This is a genomic window from Streptomyces sp. NPDC046122, assembly GCF_056429965.1.
Map to the genome: position 1 here is coordinate 203,225 of NZ_JBWKLQ010000008.1, position 24,535 is coordinate 227,759.

General features: G+C 68.5%; 21 protein-coding genes. 10 read left to right on the forward strand and 11 right to left on the reverse strand.

Going from position 1 to position 24,535, the window contains the following annotated elements; translation table 11 throughout:
* Positions 1-808: 808 nt before the first annotated feature.
* Positions 809-2,542, reverse strand: coding sequence for a chromosomal replication initiator protein DnaA (gene dnaA, locus AC07FK_RS22475; RefSeq protein ID WP_479106709.1), 1,734 nt, complete (start codon positions 2,540-2,542; stop codon positions 809-811).
* Between the two features lie 367 nt (positions 2,543-2,909).
* Between dnaA and rpmH the strand changes: the two genes are divergently transcribed.
* The 9 genes from rpmH (at position 2,910) to AC07FK_RS22520 (ending at position 9,715) form a co-directional block, all read left to right on the forward strand.
* Positions 2,910-3,047, forward strand: a complete 138-nt coding sequence (gene rpmH / locus AC07FK_RS22480; protein WP_019707372.1) for a 50S ribosomal protein L34 — start codon at positions 2,910-2,912, stop codon at positions 3,045-3,047.
* Between the two features lie 18 nt (positions 3,048-3,065).
* Positions 3,066-3,440 carry a ribonuclease P protein component gene (rnpA, locus tag AC07FK_RS22485; protein ID WP_387940753.1) on the forward strand — a complete coding sequence of 125 codons (375 nt, stop codon included), beginning with the start codon at positions 3,066-3,068 and terminating at the stop codon, positions 3,438-3,440.
* Entirely contained in the window at positions 3,437-3,778 is a 342-nt protein-coding gene (gene yidD / locus AC07FK_RS22490; RefSeq protein ID WP_453401882.1) for a membrane protein insertion efficiency factor YidD, read from the forward strand. Before rnpA ends, yidD begins: the two co-directional genes overlap by 4 nt.
* A gap of 3 nt (positions 3,779-3,781) precedes the next feature.
* Positions 3,782-5,008 carry a membrane protein insertase YidC gene (gene yidC, locus AC07FK_RS22495; RefSeq protein WP_479106710.1) on the forward strand — a complete coding sequence of 409 codons (1,227 nt, stop codon included), beginning with the start codon at positions 3,782-3,784 and terminating at the stop codon, positions 5,006-5,008.
* Positions 5,009-5,023: 15 nt separating this feature from the next.
* Positions 5,024-5,536: a Jag family protein gene (locus tag AC07FK_RS22500; RefSeq protein ID WP_479106711.1), complete on the forward strand. Its 513-nt coding sequence runs from the start codon at positions 5,024-5,026 to the stop codon at positions 5,534-5,536.
* Between the two features lie 106 nt (positions 5,537-5,642).
* Entirely contained in the window at positions 5,643-6,359 is a 717-nt protein-coding gene (gene rsmG / locus AC07FK_RS22505; RefSeq protein ID WP_479106712.1) for a 16S rRNA (guanine(527)-N(7))-methyltransferase RsmG, read from the forward strand.
* 253 nt (positions 6,360-6,612) lie between these two features.
* Positions 6,613-7,689: a ParA family protein gene (locus AC07FK_RS22510; protein WP_479106794.1), complete on the forward strand. Its 1,077-nt coding sequence runs from the start codon at positions 6,613-6,615 to the stop codon at positions 7,687-7,689.
* Positions 7,686-8,792 (forward strand): ParB/RepB/Spo0J family partition protein, encoded by a 1,107-nt coding sequence (locus tag AC07FK_RS22515; RefSeq protein ID WP_479106713.1) that lies wholly within the window; start codon positions 7,686-7,688, stop codon positions 8,790-8,792. The genes AC07FK_RS22510 and AC07FK_RS22515 overlap by 4 nt, the downstream gene beginning before the upstream one ends.
* A 305-nt stretch (positions 8,793-9,097) precedes the next feature.
* On the forward strand, positions 9,098-9,715 hold the full coding sequence (locus AC07FK_RS22520; protein ID WP_093800051.1) for a GNAT family N-acetyltransferase: 618 nt from the start codon (positions 9,098-9,100) through the stop codon (positions 9,713-9,715).
* 75 nt (positions 9,716-9,790) lie between these two features.
* Here the strand turns inward: AC07FK_RS22520 and trxA are convergent, their stop codons facing one another.
* From trxA to AC07FK_RS22555, 7 genes are all read right to left on the reverse strand, one after another.
* Positions 9,791-10,138, reverse strand: a complete 348-nt coding sequence (gene trxA, locus AC07FK_RS22525) for a thioredoxin (RefSeq protein WP_138895758.1) — start codon at positions 10,136-10,138, stop codon at positions 9,791-9,793.
* A 55-nt stretch (positions 10,139-10,193) separates the two neighbouring features.
* A complete protein-coding gene (gene trxB / locus AC07FK_RS22530) occupies positions 10,194-11,168 on the reverse strand; it encodes a thioredoxin-disulfide reductase (protein ID WP_479106714.1) in 975 nt (324 codons plus the stop codon).
* Positions 11,169-11,294: 126 nt separating this feature from the next.
* The gene (locus AC07FK_RS22535) at positions 11,295-12,185 is read right to left on the reverse strand and encodes an anti-sigma factor (RefSeq protein ID WP_479106715.1); all 891 of its coding nucleotides are present in this window, start codon (positions 12,183-12,185) and stop codon (positions 11,295-11,297) included.
* Complete coding sequence (gene sigM, locus AC07FK_RS22540) at positions 12,182-12,901, reverse strand: RNA polymerase sigma factor SigM (protein WP_479106716.1); 720 nt, start codon at positions 12,899-12,901, stop codon at positions 12,182-12,184. The genes AC07FK_RS22535 and sigM overlap by 4 nt, the downstream gene beginning before the upstream one ends.
* 29 nt (positions 12,902-12,930) lie before the next feature.
* Positions 12,931-14,646, reverse strand: coding sequence for a protein kinase family protein (locus AC07FK_RS22545; protein WP_479106717.1), 1,716 nt, complete (start codon positions 14,644-14,646; stop codon positions 12,931-12,933).
* A gap of 121 nt (positions 14,647-14,767) precedes the next feature.
* Positions 14,768-16,975 carry a murein biosynthesis integral membrane protein MurJ gene (gene murJ / locus AC07FK_RS22550; protein WP_479106718.1) on the reverse strand — a complete coding sequence of 736 codons (2,208 nt, stop codon included), beginning with the start codon at positions 16,973-16,975 and terminating at the stop codon, positions 14,768-14,770.
* A gap of 139 nt (positions 16,976-17,114) precedes the next feature.
* Positions 17,115-19,424, reverse strand: coding sequence for a DUF6049 family protein (locus AC07FK_RS22555; protein ID WP_479106719.1), 2,310 nt, complete (start codon positions 19,422-19,424; stop codon positions 17,115-17,117).
* A 183-nt stretch (positions 19,425-19,607) separates the two neighbouring features.
* Here AC07FK_RS22555 and AC07FK_RS22560 point away from each other — a divergent pair, with 183 nt between their 5' ends.
* Positions 19,608-21,050 carry a CCA tRNA nucleotidyltransferase gene (locus tag AC07FK_RS22560; protein WP_479106720.1) on the forward strand — a complete coding sequence of 481 codons (1,443 nt, stop codon included), beginning with the start codon at positions 19,608-19,610 and terminating at the stop codon, positions 21,048-21,050.
* A gap of 101 nt (positions 21,051-21,151) precedes the next feature.
* Here the strand turns inward: AC07FK_RS22560 and AC07FK_RS22565 are convergent, their stop codons facing one another.
* The 3 genes from AC07FK_RS22565 to AC07FK_RS22575 form a co-directional block, all read right to left on the reverse strand.
* The gene (locus tag AC07FK_RS22565; RefSeq protein WP_479106721.1) at positions 21,152-22,429 is read right to left on the reverse strand and encodes an MFS transporter; all 1,278 of its coding nucleotides are present in this window, start codon (positions 22,427-22,429) and stop codon (positions 21,152-21,154) included.
* 98 nt (positions 22,430-22,527) lie between these two features.
* On the reverse strand, positions 22,528-23,610 hold the full coding sequence (locus AC07FK_RS22570; RefSeq protein WP_479106722.1) for an inositol-3-phosphate synthase: 1,083 nt from the start codon (positions 23,608-23,610) through the stop codon (positions 22,528-22,530).
* Between the two features lie 49 nt (positions 23,611-23,659).
* On the reverse strand, positions 23,660-24,343 hold the full coding sequence (locus AC07FK_RS22575) for a PadR family transcriptional regulator (RefSeq protein WP_479106723.1): 684 nt from the start codon (positions 24,341-24,343) through the stop codon (positions 23,660-23,662).
* Positions 24,344-24,535: the final 192 nt, after the last annotated feature.

Sequence of the window (24,535 nt, forward strand, 5' to 3'; positions counted from 1 at the left end):
GCCGTCGTCTGGGTTCGTCTGGCTGTGTTGCCGGGGACCAGTCTGACGCACGGCACCGACACTCGGTGCGGCTCGGGGTCAAGTCGTGGCGAGAGGCGTCGCCGGGTCCGGGACCGAGTTGTGCACAGGCCCCTCTTCCAAGCGAATTCCGAGCTAACTCTAAGTGGGAGTAGTAGTAGGGCCTGTGGAAACGGTGGATAACCCCGTTTGCGCAGGTCAAGTCCACTTTTTTGTCCACCGCGCCTGTGGGCGGAGCCGGTGGACAACTCGGTGTTTCTGTGGACGCCCGAAAGTTACACACACGCGGTGCACAGGCGGGGGTCACTTCTCCCCAGCGCTGTCCCCAGCTTTACCCACGTTCCCCACAGCCCAACCGTCCTCCTTGGTGTGACCGCTTTCACTCGTGGCAGTGAGGGCGCGTGTTTCGTTGCCGAACAGTGGACAGAGGTGTGGATTAGCTGTGCACAAGACCGCCCAGCCTGTGGGCCGCCGGTGGACAACCGAGAGAGCACCCTGTGGACAGTTTTCCTGTCCACAGCCTGTGGATGAAGGTTGACCACAAATCCACAACCATCTGACCTGGGGTGATCTAGTCTCAGGAACCACGCCTGTGGACCCAGTCGGGACAACTCGGAAGTCCCCAGGGTGTGGACGGAACATCCTGCCCTGTTCTGTGGAGAACGGAGTCCCGAAGGCAGGTATTCGAACACCGCGAAGGCACGGAACGACGAAGGGCGCCCGGGGAGTTCGTCCCTGGGCGCCCCCACAGCGTGGTGCGAGCGCGGCGCGGAGTCGTTCGGGCGCCGCGTCAGCCGTTCTTGATGCGGTTCGTGAGCTCGGTGACCTGGTTGTAGATGGAGCGCCGCTCCGCCATCAGCGCGCGGATCTTGCGGTCGGCGTGCATCACGGTCGTGTGGTCCCGGCCGCCGAACTGCGCACCGATCTTGGGCAGCGACAGATCCGTCAGCTCACGGCACAGGTACATCGCGATCTGCCGCGCCGTGACGAGCACCCGGCTGCGGGAGGACCCGCAGAGGTCTTCCACCGTCAGCCCGAAGTAGTCCGCGGTGGCCGCCATGATGGCGCTCGCCGTGATCTCCGGAGACGCGTCCTCGCCCCCCGGAATCAGATCCTTCAGGACGATCTCGGTCAGGCCGAGGTCCACCGGCTGCCGGTTGAGCGACGCGAACGCCGTCACCCGGATCAGCGCGCCCTCCAGCTCGCGGATGTTGCGCGAGATCCGGGACGCGATGAACTCCAGTACCTCCGGCGGGGCGTTCAGCTGCTCCTGCACCGCCTTCTTGCGGAGGATCGCGATGCGCGTCTCCAGCTCCGGCGGCTGCACGTCGGTGGTCAGGCCCCACTCGAACCGGTTGCGCAACCGGTCCTCCAGGGTCACCAGCTGCTTGGGCGGCCGGTCCGAGGAGAGCACGATCTGCTTGTTGGCGTTGTGGAGCGTGTTGAAGGTGTGGAAGAACTCCTCCTGCGTCGACTCCTTGCTCGCCAGGAACTGGATGTCGTCGACGAGCAGGATGTCCACGTCGCGGTAGCGCTTGCGGAAGGCGTCGCCCTTGCCGTCGCGGATGGAGTTGATGAACTCGTTCGTGAACTCCTCGGAACTCACGTACCGCACACGGGTGCCGGGGTAGAGGCTCCGCGCGTAGTGCCCGATCGCGTGCAGCAGGTGCGTCTTGCCGAGCCCGGACTCCCCGTAGATGAAGAGCGGGTTGTACGCCTTCGCCGGCGCCTCGGCCACGGCGACCGCGGCCGCGTGCGCGAAGCGGTTCGACGAGCCGATGACGAAGGTGTCGAAGAGGTACTTCGGGTTGAGGCGGGCGTGCGGCTCGCCGGGGCCCGGAGTGGAGGCCTGCGCGGCCAGCGGACCGGGAGCGCCGCCGGACTGCATCGAGGAGCCGGGGCCGCCGCGGTGCGGGGCCGGCTGGTCCTGGTGCTCGCGGCGCTCGGGGCGCTCGTGGCGCGGGGGCTGGTCGTAGTGCGGCTGGTCGTACTGCTGACGCTCGGGGGCCTGCTGCCGGTAGTCGTGCTCCGGGGGGCGTGTGGCGTACGGGTCGCGTTCCTGGAATCCGCCGAGCCGGGGCTGCTGCCAGCCGTGGTCGTCCTGCGACCGGGGCCAGGAGCCCTGGTCGTGGCGGGGCCGGCGGTAGTCGGGGTACGCGGGCCTGGCGGTCGGCAGGTCGTCGGCCGGGGGGCGGTGCCCGTACGTGTCGTACGACTCGTGCTGGGGCTGCTGCTGGGGAGCGGGCTCCGCGGCCGAGTCGTCGACCGTGATCGCGATCCGGATCGGGCGGCCGCACTCACGGCTCAGCGTCTCGCTGATGAGCGGCGCGAGCCGGCCCTCGAGGACGCGCTTGCCCCACTCGTTGGGGACGGCGAGCAGCGCCGTGTCGGCGACCAGTGCGAGCGGCTGGCAGCGCTCGATCCACTGTTTGTCCTTGGGCTCGATGCCCTGCTGGCCCTCTCCGAGGAGATGCTCCAGCACTCGTGGCCACACTGCGGCAAGATCGGCAGGTACGTCAGCCACAGGGCACGCTCTCTCACAGGTCCCACGAAGGTGTGGTTCTTGGGACGGGATGGGAAGGACAGGCAAGGACACAACGGATAAGAATCCAAGTTCATGCACGGTAGTCGGGGGTCGTCGCGTGCATCAAGTTGTTGTCCACAGCCTGTGCACAGTCGACCCTGGTGACGGGTCGGTTTGACCGGATGGCGTAGCCGCGCGTACCGTGACCAGGTCGAGTTGTCGATGGCTGCTGCCGCCTGCCTCCGATGGGCAAAGATCACGGTCTGTGATCGTGAAGCGGTGCACACGGGCGTTGCGAGCTTCCTCGTGGGCGCACGGTGACAGCCAGGCGATGCCCCGCCACCACACCCACTTCTGGAGCCCCCGAGTGAGCAAGCGCACCTTCCAGCCGAACAACCGTCGTCGTGCCAAGACCCACGGTTTCCGTCTTCGCATGCGGACGCGTGCCGGTCGCGCCATCCTGGCGACTCGCCGTGCCAAGGGCCGCACGCGCCTTTCCGCCTGATCACCTACAGGTCATGACGTGCTGCCTACCGAGAATCGGCTGAGGCGGCGCGAGGACTTCGCGACCGCGGTACGCCGAGGACGCCGGGCCGGGCGCCCGCTCCTCGTCGTCCACCTGCGAAGTAGCGGTGCAACGGACCCGCACGCGCCTGGGGAGAGCGTTCCCCAGCCGCGTGCGGGTTTCGTCGTCAGCAAAGCCGTCGGCAACGCTGTCGTACGGAACCTGGTGAAGCGCAGGCTTCGCCACCTGGTCCGGGACCGTCTGTCCGAGCTGCCCCCCGGTAGCCTGGTTGTCGTACGGGCATTGCCCGGTTCAGGCGATGCCGATCATGCACAGCTGGCCCGAGACCTGGATGCCGCGCTTGAGCGGCTGCTGGGAGGGGGCGCTCGATGAAGTACCCGCTGCTGGCTCTGATCAAGCTGTACCAGTGGACGATCAGTCCGATGCTCGGGCCTGTCTGCCGGTACTACCCGTCGTGCTCCCACTACGGGTTCACGGCCATCGACCGGCACGGTGCGGTCAAGGGCACGGCCCTGACCGCCTGGCGCATCCTGCGGTGCAATCCGTGGTCGCCGGGCGGTGTGGACCATGTCCCGCCGCGCACACGTCCGCGATGGCACGAAGCGCTGCGCAACGCGTGGAGCGGTGACCGCGGCAGCAAGGGCGGGCAGCACTCCGCCGCTGAGATCAACCCGGCCGCAGAGACCTCGCCCAATGCTCAAGGAGCCTGATTAGTGGACACGATTGCCAGTCTGTTCAGCTTTATCACCACCCCAGTTTCCTGGATCATCGTCCAGTTCCACACGCTGTACGGGGCGGTCTTCGGACCTGACACGGGCTGGGCCTGGGGTCTGTCCATCGTGTCCCTGGTGGTGCTGATCCGGATCTGTCTGATCCCGCTGTTCGTCAAGCAGATCAAGTCGACGCGCGGCATGCAGGCGCTCCAGCCTGAGATGAAGAAGATCCAGGAGCGCTACAAGAACGACAAGCAGCGTCAGTCCGAAGAGATGATGAAGCTGTACAAGGAGACGGGTACCAACCCGCTGTCCTCGTGCCTTCCCATCCTGGCGCAGTCGCCGTTCTTCTTCGCCCTGTACCACGTGCTGAGCAAGATCTCCTCGGGTGACGAGATCGGTGTGCTCAACCAGAACCTGGTCAACAGCGCCCGTGAGGCCCACATCTTCGGCGCCCCGATCGCGGCGAAGTTCATGGACAGCACGGAGAAGGTCGCCGCTCTCGACGCTTCGCTGCTTGATGTGCGCATCGTCACCGCGGTCATGATCGTGCTGATGTCGGCGTCGCAGTTCTACACGCAGCGCCAGCTGATGACGAAGAACGTCGACCTGTCGGTCAAGACGCCGTTCATGCAGCAGCAGAAGATGCTGATGTACATCTTCCCGGTCATGTTCGCCGTCATGGGCATCAACTTCCCCGTCGGTGTCCTCGTCTACTGGCTGACCACCAACGTGTGGACCATGGGCCAGCAGATGTACGTGATCCACGGGAACCCGACTCCGGGCAGCAAGGCGCAGGCGCAGCTGCTGGAGCGGATGCAGAAGTCGATCGTCAAGCACGGCAAGGTCCGCAGCCGGCGCGAGCGCAACGTGATCAAGCAGATCGCCGCCAAGGGCCGTGAGCGCAACGAGGCCGAGCGCAAGTTCGTCAAGGGCCTCGGTCTGGCGCGGCTGACCGTCCAGGCCGACGGCACGGTGGCGAAGGGTGAGCCCGAGGTCGAGTCCGAGAGCGGCACGACGCCGGACTCCGGCCCGAAGCGCCAGCAGCCCAAGCGCCTGACCAAGGCGCAGCGCCAGGCCGCCGCCGCCGAGTCCGCGGCAGCGAAGCCTTCGTTGGAGAAGGACGAGCCCAAGACGGCCGGCAAGCCTTCTTCCGGTTCCGCACGCCAAGCCAAGTCCGGGCAGCGCAAGGGCCAGCAGCGGCCCAAGCACCCGTCCAAGAAGTAATAAGGAGTCCATCCCGTGACGGAAGGCACCACCGCCGTGGCCGCTGAGGGTAGCGACACCCTGTCTCGCCTCGAGCAGGAAGGGGAGATCGCGGCCGACTACCTCGAGGGTCTGCTCGACATCACCGACCTCGACGGCGACATCGACATGGATGTCGAGGCCGACCGGGCCGCGGTCTCGATCATCAGTGACACGGGCAGCCGTGATCTGCAGAAGCTCGTGGGCCGTGACGGTGAGGTGCTGGAGGCGCTCCAGGAGCTGACGCGTCTCGCCGTGCACCGGGAGACCGGGGACCGCAGCCGGCTGATGCTGGACATCGCCGGTTTCCGGGCCAAGCGGCGCGAGGAGCTCGCTGAGCTCGGCGCCAAGGCCGCGGGCGAGGTGAAGAGCACCGGTGAGCCGGTGAAGCTGGACCCGATGACGCCGTTCGAGCGCAAGGTCGTGCACGACGCGATCGCGGCCGCTGGTCTGCGCAGCGAGTCCGAGGGCGAGGAGCCGGAGCGCTTCGTCGTCGTCCTCCCGGCCTGACCGGCCCCGTTGTCTGTCGGCCCCGTCTGTTCGCAGGCGGGGCCGATCTTTGTCAGCCTGTTAGTCACCCATCAGTTCGGTAGCGCGGTACGGAAGGACGGTCCCCGTGACGGAGGAAGCAGAGCTTCCCCAGGCGCCTGAAGAGGCACGGACGGTTTTCGGTGAGTTCTTTCCAGCGGCCGTCCGGTACGCGGAGCTGCTCGCGGACGCCGGTGTCGAGCGAGGACTGATCGGTCCTCGTGAGGTGCCGAGGCTGTGGGAGCGGCACTTGCTGAATTGCGCCGTGCTCTCCGAGGTGGTCCCGGAAGGTGTCACGGTCTGCGACGTGGGTTCGGGGGCCGGGCTCCCCGGCATTCCGTTGGCGCTGGTGCGCCCGGATCTGAAGATCACGCTGCTGGAGCCGCTGTTGCGACGTACGAACTTCCTCCAGGAGGTCGTCGAGCTGCTGGGGCTGGATCACGTGACGGTGGTGCGCGGCCGCGCGGAGGAAGTGCTCGGAAAGCTGCCGCCGGTGCATGTGGTCACGGCGCGGGCCGTGGCCCCGCTGGATCGGCTGGCGGGCTGGGGCGTGCCTCTGCTGCGCCCGTACGGCGAGATGCTCGCCCTCAAGGGGGACACTGCCGAGGAGGAGCTCAAGAGCACGCGTTCGGCGCTGAGCAAGCTCGGTGTGGTGAAGACCGAAGTGCTTCAGGTGGGCGAGGGTGTGGTGAACCCGCTGTCCACGGTGGTGCGTGTGGAGGTCGGTGAGAGCCCTGGCGGCGTACGGTTCGCCGCCAAGCGGGCCAAGGCCGCACGGCCGTCGCGCACGCGTCGGCGGCGTTGATCTGCCCTGTTTATCAGCGATGCTCCATACAAGCTGCCATACGTACGCGTTGCGGAGTGTCGTGAAGGCGTAGGTGCACCGCCGGTGCATCGTGTTTCACGTGAAACGTCGCTCTCTGCTGCATGGAATCATCAGCCGCGGTCGCGCGGCTGCCGCACCGCGCGACCGCAAGCCCGTAAGAGGGACGGAGTTGTCCACATCGGTGGATTCCTCCACAGAAGAACGGGCCTCGCTGGTTCATGACCCCGAAAGCATGGCAGGCTCTGTGCATTGCGAGCCTGAAGTCGAGGAGAGTGAATCCTTGCGGTCCGACGCCAACATCGCGGGACCGATGACCGACCCGGTCCCCGGTCCCCGATCCGAATCGGTGGGGGAGGATGTTTCACGTGAAACACCGCCCCCGATGGACGACACCCCCATTGGTCGTGCCGCCCAGCTGGCGGTAGAAGCTCTCGGCCGTGCCGGCGAGGGCCTGCCCCGTCCTGAGCAGACGCGTGTCATGGTGGTGGCCAACCAGAAGGGTGGCGTCGGGAAGACCACGACGACGGTCAACCTTGCAGCTTCGCTCGCCCTGCACGGCGCGCGTGTGCTGGTGGTCGACCTCGACCCGCAGGGCAACGCTTCTACGGCGCTGGGGATCGACCACCACGCCGAGGTTCCCTCGATCTATGACGTCCTGGTGGACAGCAGGCCGCTCTCCGAAGTGGTCCAGCCGGTCCCTGACGTCGAAGGTCTCTTCTGCGCCCCGGCCACCATCGATCTTGCCGGTGCGGAGATCGAGCTGGTGTCGCTGGTGGCGCGGGAGAGCCGCTTGCAGCGGGCGATCCAGGCGTACGAGCAGCCGCTGGACTACATCCTCATCGACTGTCCGCCTTCGCTGGGTCTGCTCACCGTCAACGCGATGGTGGCCGGCGCGGAGGTGCTGATCCCCATTCAGTGCGAGTACTACGCGCTCGAAGGGTTGGGGCAGCTCCTGCGGAACGTCGATCTGGTGCGCGGGCACCTCAACCCCGACCTGCATGTGTCGACGATCCTTCTGACCATGTACGACGGCAGGACCCGGCTCGCCTCCCAGGTGGCCGACGAGGTGCGTACTCACTTCGGCAAGGAGGTGCTCCGGACCAGCATCCCGCGGTCCGTGCGTATCTCGGAAGCGCCGAGCTACGGGCAGACCGTGCTCACCTATGACCCCGGGTCCAGTGGATCGCTTTCGTACCTGGAAGCGGCCCGTGAGATCGCGCTGCGGGGTGTCGGGGTGCACTACGACCCGCAGCATGCCCACGTGGGCAACCAGAACAGCCAGCAGAACATGTCGGAGGGGATCCAGTGAGTGAGCGACGTAGAGGGTTGGGGCGCGGGCTCGGTGCGCTGATTCCTGCCGCTTCGCAGGAGAAGCCGACTCCGCCCGTGGGAGCAGCCTCGGCGTCCCCCGGGGCCGTGCCGGTGCTGACCGCGGAACGGGGGGTGGCGGCCGCGAAGGTGACGTCGCTTCCCTCGAGCGCCGTTTCACGTGAAACGGACGCTGCCGCGCAGGCGTCGCAGCCGGGAACGGCAGGGCCCGCAGAGGTGGCCGGGGTTCATTTCGCCGAGATTCCGCTGGACTCCATCAAGCCGAATTCGCGACAGCCGCGTGAAGTGTTCGACGAGGACGCGCTCGCGGAGCTGGTCACCTCCATCAAGGAGGTGGGGCTGCTGCAGCCCGTCGTCGTCCGGCAGCTGAGCCCCGAGCGCTATGAGCTCATCATGGGCGAGCGCCGGTGGCGTGCCTGCCGGGAGGCCGGCCTGGAGCGGATCCCCGCGATCGTGCGGGCCACCGAGGACGAGAAGCTCCTCCTGGATGCCCTGCTGGAGAACCTGCACCGGGCGCAGCTGAACCCGCTGGAAGAGGCGGCGGCCTACGACCAGTTGCTGAAGGATTTCAACTGCACGCATGACCAGCTGGCGGACCGGATCGGACGCTCGCGCCCACAGGTCTCCAACACGCTGCGTCTGCTGCGCCTGTCGCCGTCGGTGCAGCGCAGGGTCGCGGCGGGCGTGCTGTCCGCCGGGCACGCGCGTGCGCTGCTGGGCGTGGAGGACTCGGAGGAGCAGGACAGCCTGGCGCATCGCATTGTGGCCGAGGGGCTGTCGGTGCGTGCGGTCGAGGAGATCGTGACACTGATGGGCTCTCGACCGCAGAGCACTCCGAAGGCGAAGGGCCCGCGTGCGGGTGCCCGGGTGTCGCCCGCGTTGTCCAGCCTTGCCTCCCGGCTCTCCGACCGGTTCGAGACCCGGGTGAAGGTCGACCTGGGGCAGAAGAAGGGAAAGATCGTCGTCGAGTTCGCGTCGATGGATGATCTGGAGCGGATCCTCGGGACGCTCGCCCCCGGTGAGGGGCGGGTCCTGGAGAAGGGGCTCACCGAGGAGGGTGATGCCGAGGACGGCGAGAGCTGATCTCCGCAGAGTCGTTGCAGGGCGGGTCGTGTCCGGAGCAATCCGGATTACGACCCGCCCTTTGCTTTCTCTCGGTATGCGTCCGATCGCGCGGTGGATACGATGCGTTCTGGTATGGCGCATCCACCTTGGTTCACTTTGAGAGGAAGGGCGGGGGCCATGCGATCGGTGAGTCGCAGCCAACTGGTCACAGCCGGGCTGAGTGTCGGAGCGGTCGGCGGGTTCGTCGGCAGTCTGCTCCGGGAACGGGGCGCGCTTGCGGCCGCCCGTGACGCGGCAGGGGAAGGAAGCGAGGAACATCCTTCATGGGACGTCGGCTCGTACCGCTCACGCTGGACAATCTTCCGGACCTCCCCAAGCGCTGCCGGTCCTGCGTCTTTTGGGAGCTTGATCCCGTCAGTGGAGAAGCAGCGGTAAAGGCGGGCACTCCGGAGCTGGAGAAGGAAGCGTGGATCTCGGCCGTCCTGCTGGAGTGGGGGTCGTGCGGGCGGGTGGTCTACGTCGACGAGGTTCCGGTGGGGTTCGTGCTCTACGCGCCGCCGGCCTATGTGCCGCGCTCGACGGCTTTCCCGACCAGTCCGGTGTCGCCGGACGCTGTGCAGTTGATGACCGCCTGGATCATGCCCAGCTATCAGGGGCAGGGGCTGGGACGCGTGATGGTGCAGACCGTCGCCAAGGACCTGCTGCGGCGGGGGTTCAAGGCCATCGAGGCGTTCGGTAACGCCCGCTGGACCGAGCCCGCCTGCCTGCTGCCGGCGGAGCACCTGCTGTCGGTGGGCTTCAAGACCGTACGCCCGCATCCGCTGCATCCCCGGCTGAGGCTGGAGCTGCGCACGACGCTTTCCTGGAAGGAAGACGTGGAGCTCGCTCTGGACAGGCTGCTGGGAGCGGTGCAGAAGGAGCCGGTGCTCCGGCCTTTGTGAGTGCGGGAAACGACTGTGGGCTCATCCCCGTCAGGAATGAGCCCACAGTCGTTTCACGTGCAACAGAGGCGGCGGTCAGGCCTTGGTGGCCTCTTCGCCGATGAAGTCGCCCAGGTCGCGCAGCAGCGCGGCCTTCGGCTTGGCGCCGACGATGGTCTTGGCGACCTCGCCGTTCTGGTAGACGTTCAGCGTCGGGATGGACATGACGCCGTACTTGGCTGCGGTGGCCGGGTTCTCGTCGATGTTGAGCTTGACGATCTCGATCTCGTCGCCGTGCTCTGCCGCGATCGCCTCGAGGGACGGGGCGATCTGGCGGCACGGGCCGCACCAGGCAGCCCAGAAGTCCACCAGCACGGGCTTGTCGTTCTTGAGGACGTCCTGCTCAAAGGATGCGTCGGTCACGTTCTTCAAGGTGCCGGCCACGGCAGCCTCCTTAACTTCGGGTGGGGTGTGGGGTGGAGCGGGGTGGGGAGGGGTGTCAGGCCGCGGCGGTCTTCTCGGGCTCGGCCACCTTGTCGGTGTCGGCCAGGGCGGCCAGGAAGCGCTCGGCGTCGAGCGCGGCCGAGCAGCCGGTACCGGCCGCCGTGATGGCCTGACGGTAGGTGTGGTCGACCACGTCACCGGCAGCGAAGACACCCTTGAGGTTCGTACGGGTCGACGGGGCGTCGACCTTCACGTAGCCCTCGTCGTCCAGTTCCAGCTGGCCCTTGAACAGTTCCGTACGCGGGTCGTGGCCCACGGCGATGAACAGTCCGGTGACGGCCAGCGGGGTGACCTCGCCGCTCTTGGTGTCGCGCAGCGTCACGCCCGAGAGCTTCTGGTCGCCCTCCAGCTCGGCGACCGAGCTGTTCCAGGCGAACTTGATCTTCGGGTCGGCGAAGGCGCGCTCCTGCATGGCCTTGGAAGCGCGCAGGGTGTCGCGGCGGTGGACGATCGTGACGGACTTGGCGAACCGGGAGAGGAAGGTGGCCTCCTCCATCGCGGTGTCGCCGCCGCCGACCACGGCGATGTCCTGGTCCTTGAAGAAGAATCCGTCGCACGTGGCACACCAGGAGACGCCACGCCCGGAGAGCGCGTCCTCCTTGGGCAGGCCCAGCTTGCGGTGCTGAGAGCCCGTCGAGACGATGACCGCCTTGGCGCGGTGGACCGTGCCGGAGGTGTCGGTGACCGTCTTGATGTCACCGGCGAGGTCGACGGACACGATGTCGTCCGGAACGAGCTCGGCGCCGAAGCGCTCGGCCTGGGCGCGCATGTTGTCCATCAGGTCGGGGCCCATGATGCCGTCGCGGAATCCCGGGAAGTTCTCCACGTCGGTGGTGTTCATCAGAGCACCGCCTGCGGTCACCGCGCCCTCGAACACCAGCGGCTTCAGCGACGCGCGCGCGGTGTACAGCGCGGCGGTGTAGCCGGCGGGCCCGGAGCCGATGATGATCACGTTTCGGACGTCGCTCACGGGTTGTTTCCTCGTCTCTGCGGACTGCGTGCTGCCTATTGGGGGCCTGTCTACGACTCTCACCCCACCCAACGGATCCTACGGGGCATGCATTCCCGAGGTGTCCGGCCCCATTCGGGCTTCAGGTCAACGGCGGGGGTAGGCCCGTGTCAGCAGAATCTCACCCTTGGTGGGCGCAGTGGCCCCGTCACACGCGGCGTCGACGACGTACGCCTGCACGCGGGTGACATCGGTGGCGTGCGGGAGGACGAGCAGGAAGGCCCTCTTGCCGTCGTACGTGCCCTCTTCCGCGGCGAGCGGCACGGTGGCGCGTCCGGTGCCTTCCTGGACGCAGGGGGGTACCGGCACATCGGTTCCCCGCAGTGGTGTGTGGGACTCGATGCCCATGGACGGGGCGTTCTCCGTCGTGTCTTCCCGGGTCATCGGCTGCTCGGTGACGAGGCCCCGCACCCGCTCCTCCAGGGCGGTGGCGGAGAACGTGGGGCCTGCCTTCTTCGCGGCGCTGATGCCCCTGTCGGCGGAAGCTTCCTTGTTGTCCGGTGACTCGAAGGACTGCATCAGGAGTACCCCGAGGCCCAGGGCGGCCGTACCGAACACGGCCCCGATGACGGCGCCGCGGCGCCGTCGCTTCTCCTTGCCGCCGCGTCCCGGTCCGGTGGCTGCCCGGGGGTGTCCGGCCGGCCGGGCCGCGGCGGTGGGTTCGGCGCGGTGCGGAACGGGCGTTGTTTCACGTGAAACGTGGACGGCTTCTTCGGGCGTCGTGGAGTCCAGAAGGGCCTCAGCGGCCAAGGCCGCGTCGATGCGGCCCGCGATGTCGGCGGGCATCCGGTGCGGTCCCGGCAGGGTGCCGAGCAGCCCGCGGATCTCGTCGAGGGAGCTCTGTACGTCGGTGCACAGGGGGCACGCGTCGATGTGGCGGCGCACGTCCGCCGTGCGGGCGGGCGGAAGCAGGCCCTCGGCCAGGTCGGAGATCTCCGAGACGTCCGGGTGCTGAGCCGTGCCGGCCGTCGATGTCATGCGCGCCCACCTCCGCCCTTCACAGCAGCGGGATCACTTGGTCCCGCATCCGTTGGTCCTGCATCCTTCGGTCCTGATGCCGGTGGGACGGATGCCCCGGGCGTCCGGTTCCTTCCCCCGCCGAGGTCCTCGCTACCCCCCGCATCCGTGCGCAGATGGGTGAGGAGCGGCAGCAGTCGGGCCCGGCCCCGCGCACAGCGGCTTTTCACCGTACCGGTCGGCACGTCGAGGACACGGGCGGCTTCGGCAACCGGGTAACCCTGCATGTCCACGAGCACCAGTGCGGCCCGCTGCTCGGGGGGCAGGGTCGACAGGGCCGCGATCAGCTCCCGATGGAGGTCCTGGCGCTCCGCGGGGGCCTCGGCGGACTCGTGGGGCTCCAGAAGCTGGTCCAGGCGCTCCGCGTCGTCTACGGGTGCGGTCCTGCGGGACGCGGCCTTGCGCGCCCTGTCGAGGCAGGCGTTGACGGTGATGCGGTGCAGCCAGGTGGTGACGGCCGACTGGCCACGGAAGGTGTGTGCGGCACGGTAGGCGGACACCAGAGCGTCCTGGACCGCGTCCGCGGCCTCCTCGCGGTCGCCCAGTGTGCGCAGGGCCACGGCCCACAGGCGGTCCCGGTGGCGTCGTACGAGCTCACCGAAGGCGTCGGGGTCGCCTTTGACGTGGGCGGCCAGCAGATCCTGGTCGCCGGTGGCGCTGAGCGCGGCGTCGTCCAACGGTGAGCCCCCTCCCCCTGGTGTACCGGTCAGCCCAGAACCTTGATCTCCGCGATGCCGCCACGGAAGCGGTCGGGCGATCCGTCGGGCGGCAGCGACGTGATGTGGACCAGGATGTACCGGGTACGGACCGGTTTGTCGAGCGTGGCTTCCAGCTTGCTCTGCGCCACTTCGCTCTGGGACACCTCGTGCGGGAAATCGGAGAGCGCGGCCGGATTCGAGGCGTCCTCACCGGCGGCCAGCACTTCAACGGTCTGTCCGCTGCGGTACATGTCGATGTCGAGGCCGGAGACGTCCTTGACGCTGCCGAGATCGACGATGATCCCGCTGCCGTCCTTGCGCTGCGGGAGATTGCCGAAGTTGGCGAAACCGTGGTACTCCCCGGTGATCCACGCGGTGCCGGTGTCCGCGTCGATGCTGTTCGGTACCTTCTCCGGCGCTATTCCGTCGCCGTTCGGGGCGAACACCGCGGCGTCCGAGATGGCGATCGGCTTGGGATCCGGCTTCTTGGGCGCCTCGTCGTCGCTCGGCTCGGAGGACTTCGTCTCACCGGCGTCCTGGCCGCGGTCCAGGAGCGTGTCCGCGAGCTGCCAGCTGCCGAGTCCCAGTGCGGCGATCAGCAGCGCGGCCACGCCCCACTTGAGCACCTTCCCCGTGCGGCTCTGGAGAGGATGAGGCGGTACGGCAGCGACGGCCTGGGTCGGGGGCACGCCGGGATGCGGGCCCGGCCTGCTGTAGGTGCCCTGCTGGTAGGTGGTGCGCTGGTACTCCGGCAGCGCCGTGAAGGTGGGCTCCGGGGGGCGGATGCGGGGCATCGCCGCAACAGCCTTGGCCAGCTCGTCGGGGGTGGTGCAGGGCGGTTCCTGGCGCGAGGCGGTGGCGCCGTCGTTCACCAGGGCCCGCATGGCGAGCTCGGACAGGCCCCGGTGGATGCCGGCCCGTACCTGGTCGGGCGGGATCAGCCCGACGCCCTTGGGCAGCCCGGAGAGGCCGTAGGCGTCTCTCTCGTACGGCCACCGCTGCGTCAGGGCGGCGTACAGCAGAGCGCCGATCGCTTCGGTGTCGGTGCGCTGTGGGCGGTCGGAGGTGATGCCGCGCAGGGCGGCGTTCACGGCGAGTCCGCGGATCCGGTACTGGCCCGAGGAGGTCCGCAGAATGGCGCCGGGGGTGAGCCTGAGGTGGGCGAGACCCTCGCGGTGTGCGGCGGCCATGGCCTGGGAGATCTGGCTGACGAGCTGGTACGCCTCGTGGGCCTCCAGCGGTCCGGCGGCGAGAAGCGCCGTCAGTTCCGTCGCGTCGGGGAGCCATTCGTGGACGACGTAGACGAGTTCGTTCTCCTCGACGGCGTCGAGGACCTGCACGAACCGGGGGTCGCCGAGCAGCGCCGACGAGCGGGCCGCGGCGAGCACGGACCTGGCCCGCGGGTGGTCCGCGGGCAGCAGGTGCACGCCCACGGCACGGCGCAGTTTCTCGTCGACCGCGCGCCAACTGCTGAACCCGTCCAGACGGGTGACGCATTCTTCGAGCCGGTAACGCTTGGCCAGCTTGTGACCGCTGTGCAGCTCAGGCGTGGCGACGGGGGGTTCGGCGCATGGGTGCTCGCCGTCCGCGTCGCTCTTGCTCTCGTCCGCTGGCTCCTTGGCTGGTGCCACCCCGTCGGCCGTGGCCTCGTCCGCCTTGGCGGCCAGCGGTTCGTCACCGCTGTTGTCTGCCACGTCGACGGCAGCCGTGCTACGTTCCGCCACCGTCGTTCCTGCCTCCCCATCCGTTGCGCGCTGTTGAACAGCCATGCCAATTGTGCCCACAGTCCGGTGCTATGCACGACACGCGGCGGCCAGTGATGGTTGTGCTCGGCCGCCGGGCCGCTCAGCGTCCGAGACGTCCGCGCACCATGCCCACCATGGCGTTGAGTTCCACGATCCGCATGCGCTTCGCGGCGAGGAAGAAGACTCCCAGCAGCACGATGCCTCCCCCGACCAGTGCCGCGAGCGACCCGAGGGCGCCGCTTCCCAGGACCCGCATGATGCCGAAGGCGGCGGCGCCGCCCAGGACGGCCGCCGGCACCGAGGCACCGGAGAGCCTGGCGTACGTACGCAGGACGTGGGTGCCGTCCAGGTCGCCTCCCAGCCGGTTGCGCAGCCGTCGCCAGGCCACGCCGACGCCGATCGCGTAGGCCAGGCCGTACGAGCCGGCCATGCCGACCACGGCCCACTGGGCGGGCAGGACGACGTAGCAGACGGCCGAGGCGGCGGCGTTCACGGCGGCGACGATCACGGTGTTGTAGAACGGCGTGCGGGTGTCCTCGTACGCGTAGAAGCCGCGCAGGACGACGTACTGCACCGAGTACGGGATGAGCCCGAGACCGAAGGCCATCAGGACGAAGCCCATGGACTGGGCGCCCTCGTGGCCGGTGGACGCGAACAGCAGGGTGCACATGGGGACGCCGAGCGCCAGGAACGCGAAGGCGACCGGGACGATGGCCACCGCCGAGTTGCGCAGCCCTTGCGAGATGTCGTCCCGGACGGCGCCCGGGTCGTTGTCGTGCGCTGCCCGGGAGATGCGGGGCAGCAGGGCGGCCATGACGGAGACCGTGATGATGGCCTGCGGCATGCCCCAGATCAGCTGGGCGTTCGAGTAGGCGAGGATGCCGGCGCCGTCCTTGCCGGACGCCGCACCCGCCGCCGTGGCGAGCTGGGTGACGACCAGGACACCCGCCTGGTTGGCGAGGACGAACAGGACGGTCCACTTGGCGAGCCTGACCGTCTTGCCCAGGCCGTGGCCCTTCCAGTCGAAGCGGGGCCGGAAGCGGAAGCCCGTCTCGCGCAGGTACGGGATCATCGCCAGCGCCTGGACGGTCAGTCCGAGGAGGGTGCCGATCCCGAGGAGCCTGACGCCTTCGTCCGGGATGGTCTGCACACCCATCTGGGTGTCGGCGGAGGTGCCGTAGACCCAGATGAACAGCCCGAAGGTGACGATCATGACGATGTTGTTGAGGACCGGCGTCCACATCATCGCGCCGAACTTGCCGCGGGCGTTGAGGATCTGCCCCATGACGACGTGCACGCCCATGAAGAAGATCGTGGGCAGGCAGTAACGGGCGAAGGTGACCGCCACGCTGTTGGCCGCCGGGTCGTCGGCGATGGTGGACGACATCGCGTTCACCAGCAGCGGGGCCGCGAACACCGCGACACCCACGATCACGGCGAGCGCCACCATGACGAGGGTGAGCAGGCGGTTGGCGAAGGCCTCGCCGCCGTCCTCGTCGTTCTTCATCGCCCGCACCAGCTGTGGCACGAAGACGGAGTTCAGGCCGCCGCCGACGGTGAGGATGTAGATCATCGTGGGCAGCGTGTACGCCACGGTGAAGGTGTCACCGAGAAGGGCTGCGCCGAGCGCCGCCGTGATCACGAGGCTGCGTACGAAGCCCGTGAGACGGGAGACCAGCGTCCCCGCGGCCATCAGCGCGCTCGACTTCAGCACACTGGCGGCCCTCCCGGCGGGCTTCTTGGGCGGCGCGGGGGCCGGGGCCGGCTCCGCCACGGCGGTGGGAGCGGGCTGCCCGGGTGCCTGCTGGTCGCGGTAGAGGTGAGCGAACGCGTCCGGCTGCTCGGGGATCTCGTCGCCGGCCCGGGTGACGAGGTCGTCGACGCCCACGTACTCGGTGGTCGCGGGATTGTCCCCGTACGGCAGGTGGCGCGAAGGACCGTCCGGTTCGGGCGGCGGGGTCTGCGCCCACACGTTCGGGTCCGGTGCGTACTGGGGCGCGGCCGGCTGCTGGTAGAGCGGCTGCGGCTCCTGGTACGTGCCGGGCGGCGGCGGGGGGTGCGCGGCGCGGTCGTAGAGCGCCTCGGTGACCGGATCCTGCGCGGAGGGGTCCTGCGTGCGGTACGGGTCGTGGCTGTAGGCGTCCTGGACGTACGGGTCCGGGACGGCGTAAGGATCCTGGCCGGGCTCCGGCTCGGCGTGCTGCGGCGCCGGCACATGGCCCGCCGCCGGGGGCTCCGGGGGCACGCCCGGCAAGGGCGCGGTGCCACTCGCGCCCTGTCCACGGTCACCGTCGTACGGCGCGTTCACTGGTGCTCCCCTCGAGCTTTCTGTTCCGGCGAGCTGTGCCCCGCTGGGTGTCCGGCCGGGGATCCGGGGACTCTCCCCCAGGAGGACGCTGCATTGCAACTCCACCTCATCGTCCCCGGCCCACCGACCACGGCGTAGCTCAACGGTCCACTTTCTCACCCGCGCCCGACGGGTTGCCGCTTTCGGGACCGGTGTCCGGTGTCGGGTCACTCGGCTGCTCGGAGTCGGCGCTCTCCTCGCCGTCCCCGTCGCCGTCCCCGGCGGCGGTCTCACGGGCCGCCGCACGCTTGCGCTGGGTGTACATCCTGACCCCGGCGAGCACGAGCAGCAGCACACCGCCGGCGATGACGAGCATCACCGTCGGCGTGAATTCGTTCACGTCGACCGTGAACTCCATCTGGCGGCCGTACGGCGTGCCGTCCTCCGTGTAGAGCTGGGCGATCACCGGAACGGGGCCGTTGGCGTTGGCGGTGGCCGTGAACTTCACCGACTGGCTGTGGCCGCCGGCGACCTTCACCGGAAGCTCGGCGATGCTCTGGTCCCCGTCCAGCTTGAGGCGCGTGGGCTTGGTCGACCTGAGCCGCAGCACCAGGTGCTCGACGCCCTGCACCAGCTGGTTCTGGACGGTCACGGGCACCATCGCACTGCGTCCCGAGAGGGTCGCGTCCGACTTCTGGATGAGCTGCACCTCGTCGGTGAGGTTCACCAGGTAGCTCTGCACCCCGTCGCGGTAGTCCTTGGCCTTGCGCTCGCTTCCGCGCCAGGAGGTGGACATCGCACGGTTCAGGGCGTTGCCGAAGGGGGTGACCACCCGGTCGGGGGAGGTGAGGATCACCTTGAAGTTGTCGAGCTTGCCCTGGGTGGACTTGATGTCCTGGAACGCCCTGGCGGGCAGCTCCTGCTTGCTGAGCGAGCCGGGATACGCGGCCGTGCCCGGCACGACGGTCGTGGCGCGGGCGTCCGGCTTCGCCTTCGAGGCGGCCACCAGGTCCAGGGGCTGCGACCAGCGCTGGGCGTCGAGGCTGTGCAGGGCGCTCGCCATCGACTGCGCCTGACTCGCGGACGGCAGGCGCTGCGGGGCGACCACGACGCTGCGTTGCTTCTCCTCGTCCTGCAGCGTCACCGCCAGGGTCTGGGCGAGGAACTTCTGCACGGCCAGGGTGGAGTCCCCGGCGTTCGACATGTCGCCCTCGAAGGCCTGGGAAAGCCGGGCGTCGGCGACCACCGCGGTGGTGCCGCCACCGATGGGCCGGGCCGCGGTGGGCGTGTACGGCAGACCGCCGGTCTCGTAGAGGCTGTCGCTGCGGACGATCACGTTGTCGGCGCCGGCCGAGGTGGCGACATCGACGATCGACGGGTCGACGGCGCCGTTCACCGGCCAGGAGAAGTCGGTGGTGGGCTCCGTGTGCAGGATCGACTGCACGGCGGTCGCGGCGACGTCGGTCGCCCGCCTCAGGTGGCTGAGCGAACCGGGCACGTCCTTGCCGCGGTGCGCCAGCGAGGCCAGGTCGGGGTCGGCGAACGGCAGCGCGACGACCTTCCGGCCGTCCACCGCCTTCTGGAGATCGTTCAGCCATGTGTTGGCCACGTCCTGGTACCTGCCCGCGACGGTCGACTCACCGTCCTCGGACTTGACCCGGTAGCTCTCCGTCATGGCGTTGACGGTGGCCAGCAGGTCCGGGTCGACGACCCAGGTCACCGGCAGCTCGTTGCCGAGGGAGACCAGCTGGTTCAGCCGCCCGCCGGGGGCGAGCTCCGCGCCGAGGTCGTCGTTGTCGAAGACCGGGGTCTGCTGCTCGTCCGAACCCGTCTCGGCGGTGAGGTGCGTCGAGGAGATGAGCGGCCAGAGGTACGTGAGCTGGGTCTTCTTCTCCGTGGCGTCGGGCTGCCAGGGGAGGAAGGTCTTCTGGACACCGAGCGTCTGCTTGTACGGACGGGTCTGCGTCTGCCCCGACAGGGACACGCCGAGCTGGTACACGCCCTGGTCGTCGAGCTTCAGCTTGTCGACCGGCACCGTGATGCTGAAGTCCTGGCTGATGCCGGCCGGGAGCTCGGCGAACTTCTTCGTGAACTTCCCGCCGAGCTCCGCCGGGCCGCTCGCGTCCGCCTGCCGGCTGCGCTCGGCGGCATCGTCGATCGCGCTCCTGCTGGACAGGCGGGGTCCCACGCTGAGACCGACGTGCGCGTCGGTGACGGGTTCCTTGCCCTTGTTGGTGACCGTGCCGGAGACGGTGACCTTGTCGCCCTCCACCGGGGCGCCGGGCGTCAGTGAGTCCAGGGACACATCGACCGTGCGCGATCCGGTGGCGTCATCGGCGGCCTGCGCGGGCGCCGGGAGACTCACCAGGCCCGCCACCAGGGGGATGCCCGCGAGCAGCCCCGCCGTGCGCCGCAGCCACCGGCGGGCAGGTGAGGGAACCATCCCCTGAAAGTCTGCCGCCTCGGCCACGCCCACGCCCGTCCCTAGTCTTCGTCTGCTGGTGGTGTTGGTTGTCGGTTCTTGCGTCCACGCATGGTAACGAGGTGCGCTGTGGCGAAGTGCTGCCCACTGCTCCACATGATCGGAAGAGTCCTGTCGGGCGGCAATAAACGGGGACGCTTCGACCGGCCGGGGCACGTACCCTTTTCTGTTGTGCCGAACGCCAACGAAGACAATCCCAGTGCCCTGAATCAGGTGCAGCGCCGCGCGGTCAGCGAACTGCTGCGGGTCTCCCCTGTCGCCGATGATCTCGCGCGCCGTTTCCAGGAGGCGGGCTTCAGTCTGGCGCTCGTCGGCGGATCGGTCAGGGACGCGCTGCTCGGCCGCCTCGGCAACGACCTGGACTTCACCACCGACGCCCGCCCCGACGACGTACTGAAGATCGTCCGGCCGTGGGCGGACTCGGTGTGGGAGGTCGGGATCGCCTTCGGCACAGTGGGGTGCCAGAAGGCGGGCTACCAGATCGAGGTCACGACGTACCGCTCGGAGGCGTACGACAGGACGTCCCGGAAGCCCGAGGTCTCGTACGGCGACTCCATCGAGCAAGACCTCGTGCGCCGCGACTTCACTGTGAACGCGATGGCCGTCGCGCTCCCGGAGAAGGAGTTCGTCGATCCGCACGGCGGTCTCGAAGACCTCGCGGCCCGTGTCCTGCGTACGCCCGGCACGCCTGAGGAGTCGTTCTCCGACGATCCGCTGCGCATGATGCGTGCGGCGCGCTTCGCCGCTCAGCTCGACTTCGAGGTGGCGCCCGAGGTGGTCGGGGCGATGACGGCCATGGCGGAACGGATCGGAATCGTCTCGGCCGAGCGAGTGCGTGACGAGTTCAACAAGCTGCTTATCTCCGCCAACCCGCGCAAGGGCCTGAGGCTGCTTGTCGACAGCGGCATCGCCGGACATGTGCTTCCTGAGCTGCCCGCGCTCCGCCTGGAAAGTGATGAGCATCACAAACACAAGGACGTCTACGAGCACTCGCTGACGGTCCTGGAGCAGGCCATCGACCTGGAGGAGAACGGGCCGGATCTGGTGCTGCGTCTCGCGGCGCTGCTGCACGACATCGGGAAGCCGAGGACGCGGCGCTTCGAAGAGGACGGCCGGGTCTCCTTCCACCACCACGAGGTGGTCGGCGCGAAGATGACGAAGAAGCGCATGACCGCCCTGAAGTACTCGAACGACATGATCAAGGACGTCTCGCTGCTGGTGGAACTGCACCTGCGCTTCCACGGCTACGGGACGGGCGAGTGGACCGATTCCGCGGTGCGGCGGTACGTGCGCGACGCCGGCCCGCAGCTGGAGCGCCTGCACAAGCTGACCCGTTCGGACTGCACCACGCGCAACAAGCGCAAGGCGGGTGCGCTGTCGCGGGCGTACGACGGGCTTGAGGTGCGCATCGCGCAGCTCAAGGAGCAGGAGGAGCTGGACTCGATCCGGCCGGACCTGGACGGCAACCAGATCATGGAGATCCTGGGCGTCGGGCCGGGCCCCGAGATCGGCAAGGCGTACAAGTTCCTGCTGGAACTGCGCCTGGAGAACGGGCCGATGGAGCGTGACGCCGCAGTCGCGGCCCTCAAGGAGTGGTGGGCGTCGCAGGGCTGAGGTCATGTTTCACGTGAAACATGACGCAAGGCCGATGCGGTGAGGGGCGGTGTTTCACGTGAAACACCGCCCCTCGCGTCTTGGGGACTTGGGCGCCGCCTTCAGCGCAAAGGTTCTGCCCGGTGCCAGCGGAGCAGGGTCGCGGCGACCGCCGCGTACATGACGGCGACCATCACCACCAGGGGGGCCGAGCGGCCGTCGTCGGGCAGCATCAGGGCCGCTGCTCCCGCAGCGCCTACGAAGGCGACATTGAACAGCACGTCGTAGAGGGAGAAGATGCGCCCGCGATAGGCGTCGTCGACCGATGCCTGCACCACCGTGTCCGTCGTGATCTTCGCGGCCTGCGTCGTGAGCCCGAGCACGAAGGCGGCGATCATCATCGGCACAGGCCGGAACGGCAGCCCGAGCGCCGGTTCGAGCACGGCGGCCGCTCCCGCGCAAGCGATCATCCATCCGTACGCTCCCAGCCGGGCCACCGCCCACGGGGTCAGCACTGCGGCCGCGAAGAAACCCGCTCCCGAGAAACCGGCGGCGATACCGAGCAGCGCGAGCCCTTCGGACCCGGAGCCCCCGCCTTCGGACCACGCGTACCGGACCAGCATCAGCACCATGACCGTCAACGCGCCGTAGCAGAAGCGCATCAGCGTCATCGCCGCCAGCGCGCGCGCGGCGGCCGGGCGCTGGGACAGGTGGCGCACGCCCTGGGCGAGGCCCCGCGCAGTGGAGGTGAGGGCGGCGCCCAGCTGCGGTTGCACCTGTTCGGGGTCGGGGCCCAGCAGTTCCCGGGCCATGCGCAGCGACGACAGGGCGGCGCAGAGATAGAGGACGGCTCCCAGCAGTACGACCACCGCGTCGGAGTCGGACGCCACCAGCCGCACGGCGAAGGCGAGGCCGCCGCCCGCGGTGGCGGCGAGCGTACCCGCCGTGGGGGAAAGGGAGTTGGCCATGACGAGCCGGTCGGCGTCGACGACACGCGGCAGCGCGGCCGAGAGGCCGGACAGTACGAAACGGTTCACGGCGGTGACGGACAGGGCCGAGGCGTAGAAGAGCCAGTCGGGCACAGCGGCGAGGATCAGCAGTGCCGTCCCGCAGGCGAGCACAGCCCGCAGCAGATTGCCGTACAGGAAGACCTGGCGGCGCTGCCAGCGGTCGAGCAGGACGCCCGCGAAGGGCCCGACCACCGAGTAGGGGAGCAGCAGGACGGCCATCGCCGAGGCGATCGCGGCGGGCGAGGTCTGTTTCTCGGGGGAGAAGACGACGTACGTGGCGAGAGCGACCTGATACACACCGTCCGCGCACTGGGACAGCAGCCGGACCGTCAGCAGGCGGCGGAAGGCGGTCAGGCGCAGGAGTACGCGCAGATCACGTACGACAGGCATGCGTGTAAGCGTCACACACGTCGAGGGTCCCCGGGCGCATGACCCGGGGACCCTCGACGATCGGCCTGCCTGAGGCTTCAGGCGGGACAGGCGGAGCTCTAGCGCTCGACCTCGCCCTTGATGAACGCCTCGACGGCGCGGTGGGCCTCGTCGTCGAAGTACTGCACCGGCGGGGACTTCATGAAGTAGGACGACGCGGAGAGGATCGGGCCGCCGATGCCGCGGTCCTTGGCGATCTTCGCGGCACGCACGGCGTCGATGATGACACCCGCGGAGTTCGGGGAGTCCCACACCTCGAGCTTGTACTCGAGGTTCAGCGGGACGTCACCGAAGGCGCGGCCCTCGAGGCGGACGTACGCCCACTTGCGGTCGTCGAGCCAGGCCACGTAGTCGGACGGGCCGATGTGGACGTTGTCCGCACCGAGGTCGCGGTCGGGGATCTGCGAGGTGACGGCCTGCGTCTTCGAGATCTTCTTGGACTCCAGGCGCTCCCGCTCGAGCATGTTCTTGAAGTCCATGTTGCCGCCGACGTTCAGCTGCATCGTGCGGTCCAGGACGACGCCCCGGTCCTCGAAGAGCTTCGCCATGACGCGGTGCGTGATGGTCGCGCCGACCTGCGACTTGATGTCGTCGCCGACGATCGGGACACCGGCCTCGGTGAACTTGTCGGCCCACTCCTTGGTGCCGGCGATGAAGACCGGGAGGGCGTTGACGAAGGCGACCTTGGCGTCGATGGCGCACTGCGCGTAGAACTTCGCGGCGTCCTCGGAACCGACGGGCAGGTAGCAGACGAGAACGTCGACCTGGCGGTCCTTGAGCGTCTGGACGATGTCGACCGGCGCCTCGGCGGACTCCTCGATCGTCTGGCGGTAGTACTTGCCCAGACCGTCGTAGGTGTGGCCGCGCTGGACGGTCACGCCGGTGTTCGGCACGTCGCAGATCTTGATGGTGTTGTTCTCGCTGGCGCCGATGGCGTCGGCGAGGTCGAGGCCGACCTTCTTCGCATCGACGTCGAACGCGGCGACGAACTCGACGTCGCTGACGTGGTAGTCGCCGAACTGGACGTGCATCAGACCCGGCACCTTGCCCGCCGGGTCGGCGTCCTTGTAGTACTCGACGCCCTGCACCAGCGAGGCGGCGCAGTTGCCCACGCCGACGATGGCTACGCGAACCGAACCCATTGGCGGTTGCTCCCTGTGTTCTCGACGAGGCCTGCGGAAGTGCAGGGCCTCACTTGACGGTGTCGTCGGACGGATCCGGACCGGTGTCGTCCCGGTGCCGGGGCAGGCCGTCCGTCTCTCCAGTGGTGATGTCGTCACGAGCCGGATTCCCGGGGTCGGATCGTCGCTGATCCCGCCCCGCCCGCTCGCTCTCGATGAGCTCGTTCAGCCAGCGCACTTCGCGCTCCACGGACTCCATGCCGTGTCGCTGCAGCTCAAGCGTGTAGTCGTCCAGGCGCTCGCGGGTGCGGGCCAGGGAGGCGCGCATCTTCTCCAGACGCTCCTCCAGCCGGCTCCTGCGGCCCTCGAGCACCCGCATCCGCACCTCGCGCTCCGTCTGTCCGAAGAAGGCGAAACGGGCAGCGAAGTGCTCGTCCTCCCACGCGTCGGGGCCGGTGTGGGAGAGCAGCTCCTCGAAGTGCTCCTTACCTTCGGCCGTCAGCCGGTAGACGATCTTCGCCCGGCGTCCCGCGAGCGAAGCGGCGAGCGCGTCCTCGGGAGCGCTGCCGGGTTCTTCGATCAACCAGCCGTTTGCGACGAGCGTCTTGAGGCAGGGGTAGAGCGTCCCGTAGCTGAAGGCGCGGAACACCCCTAGCGAGGTGTTGAGCCGCTTGCGCAGCTCGTAACCGTGCATCGGGGACTCGCGCAGCAGGCCGAGCACGGCGAATTCGAGGATGCCTGAGCGCCTGCTCACTCTTCGCCTCCCCGGTCGCCGTGGTCCCTATGCCGAGCTGATGTATCGACTCGATACATCCAGACGATAGAACGGGAGTGCCGATGGGACAAGAGGGGCCATCGTGAACGGCGTCACATCACTGATCCGGTGCACGTGACTTGCCTGATTTGGGGTGAATCTCGGCGCTGGGGGGGTTTTGGCGGTGCGTAG

Coding starts and splice junctions, on each gene's coding strand:
- yidD (WP_453401882.1), top strand. CDS start 3,437: ATGAAGTACCCGCTGCTGGCTCTGATCAAGCTGTACCAGTGGACGATC.
- AC07FK_RS22510 (WP_479106794.1), top strand. CDS start 6,613: ATGGCAGGCTCTGTGCATTGCGAGCCTGAAGTCGAGGAGAGTGAATCC.
- AC07FK_RS22520 (WP_093800051.1), top strand. CDS start 9,098: ATGGGACGTCGGCTCGTACCGCTCACGCTGGACAATCTTCCGGACCTC.
- AC07FK_RS22535 (WP_479106715.1), bottom strand. CDS start 12,185: ATGACATCGACGGCCGGCACGGCTCAGCACCCGGACGTCTCGGAGATC.
- AC07FK_RS22565 (WP_479106721.1), bottom strand. CDS start 22,429: ATGCCTGTCGTACGTGATCTGCGCGTACTCCTGCGCCTGACCGCCTTC.
- AC07FK_RS22570 (WP_479106722.1), bottom strand. CDS start 23,610: ATGGGTTCGGTTCGCGTAGCCATCGTCGGCGTGGGCAACTGCGCCGCC.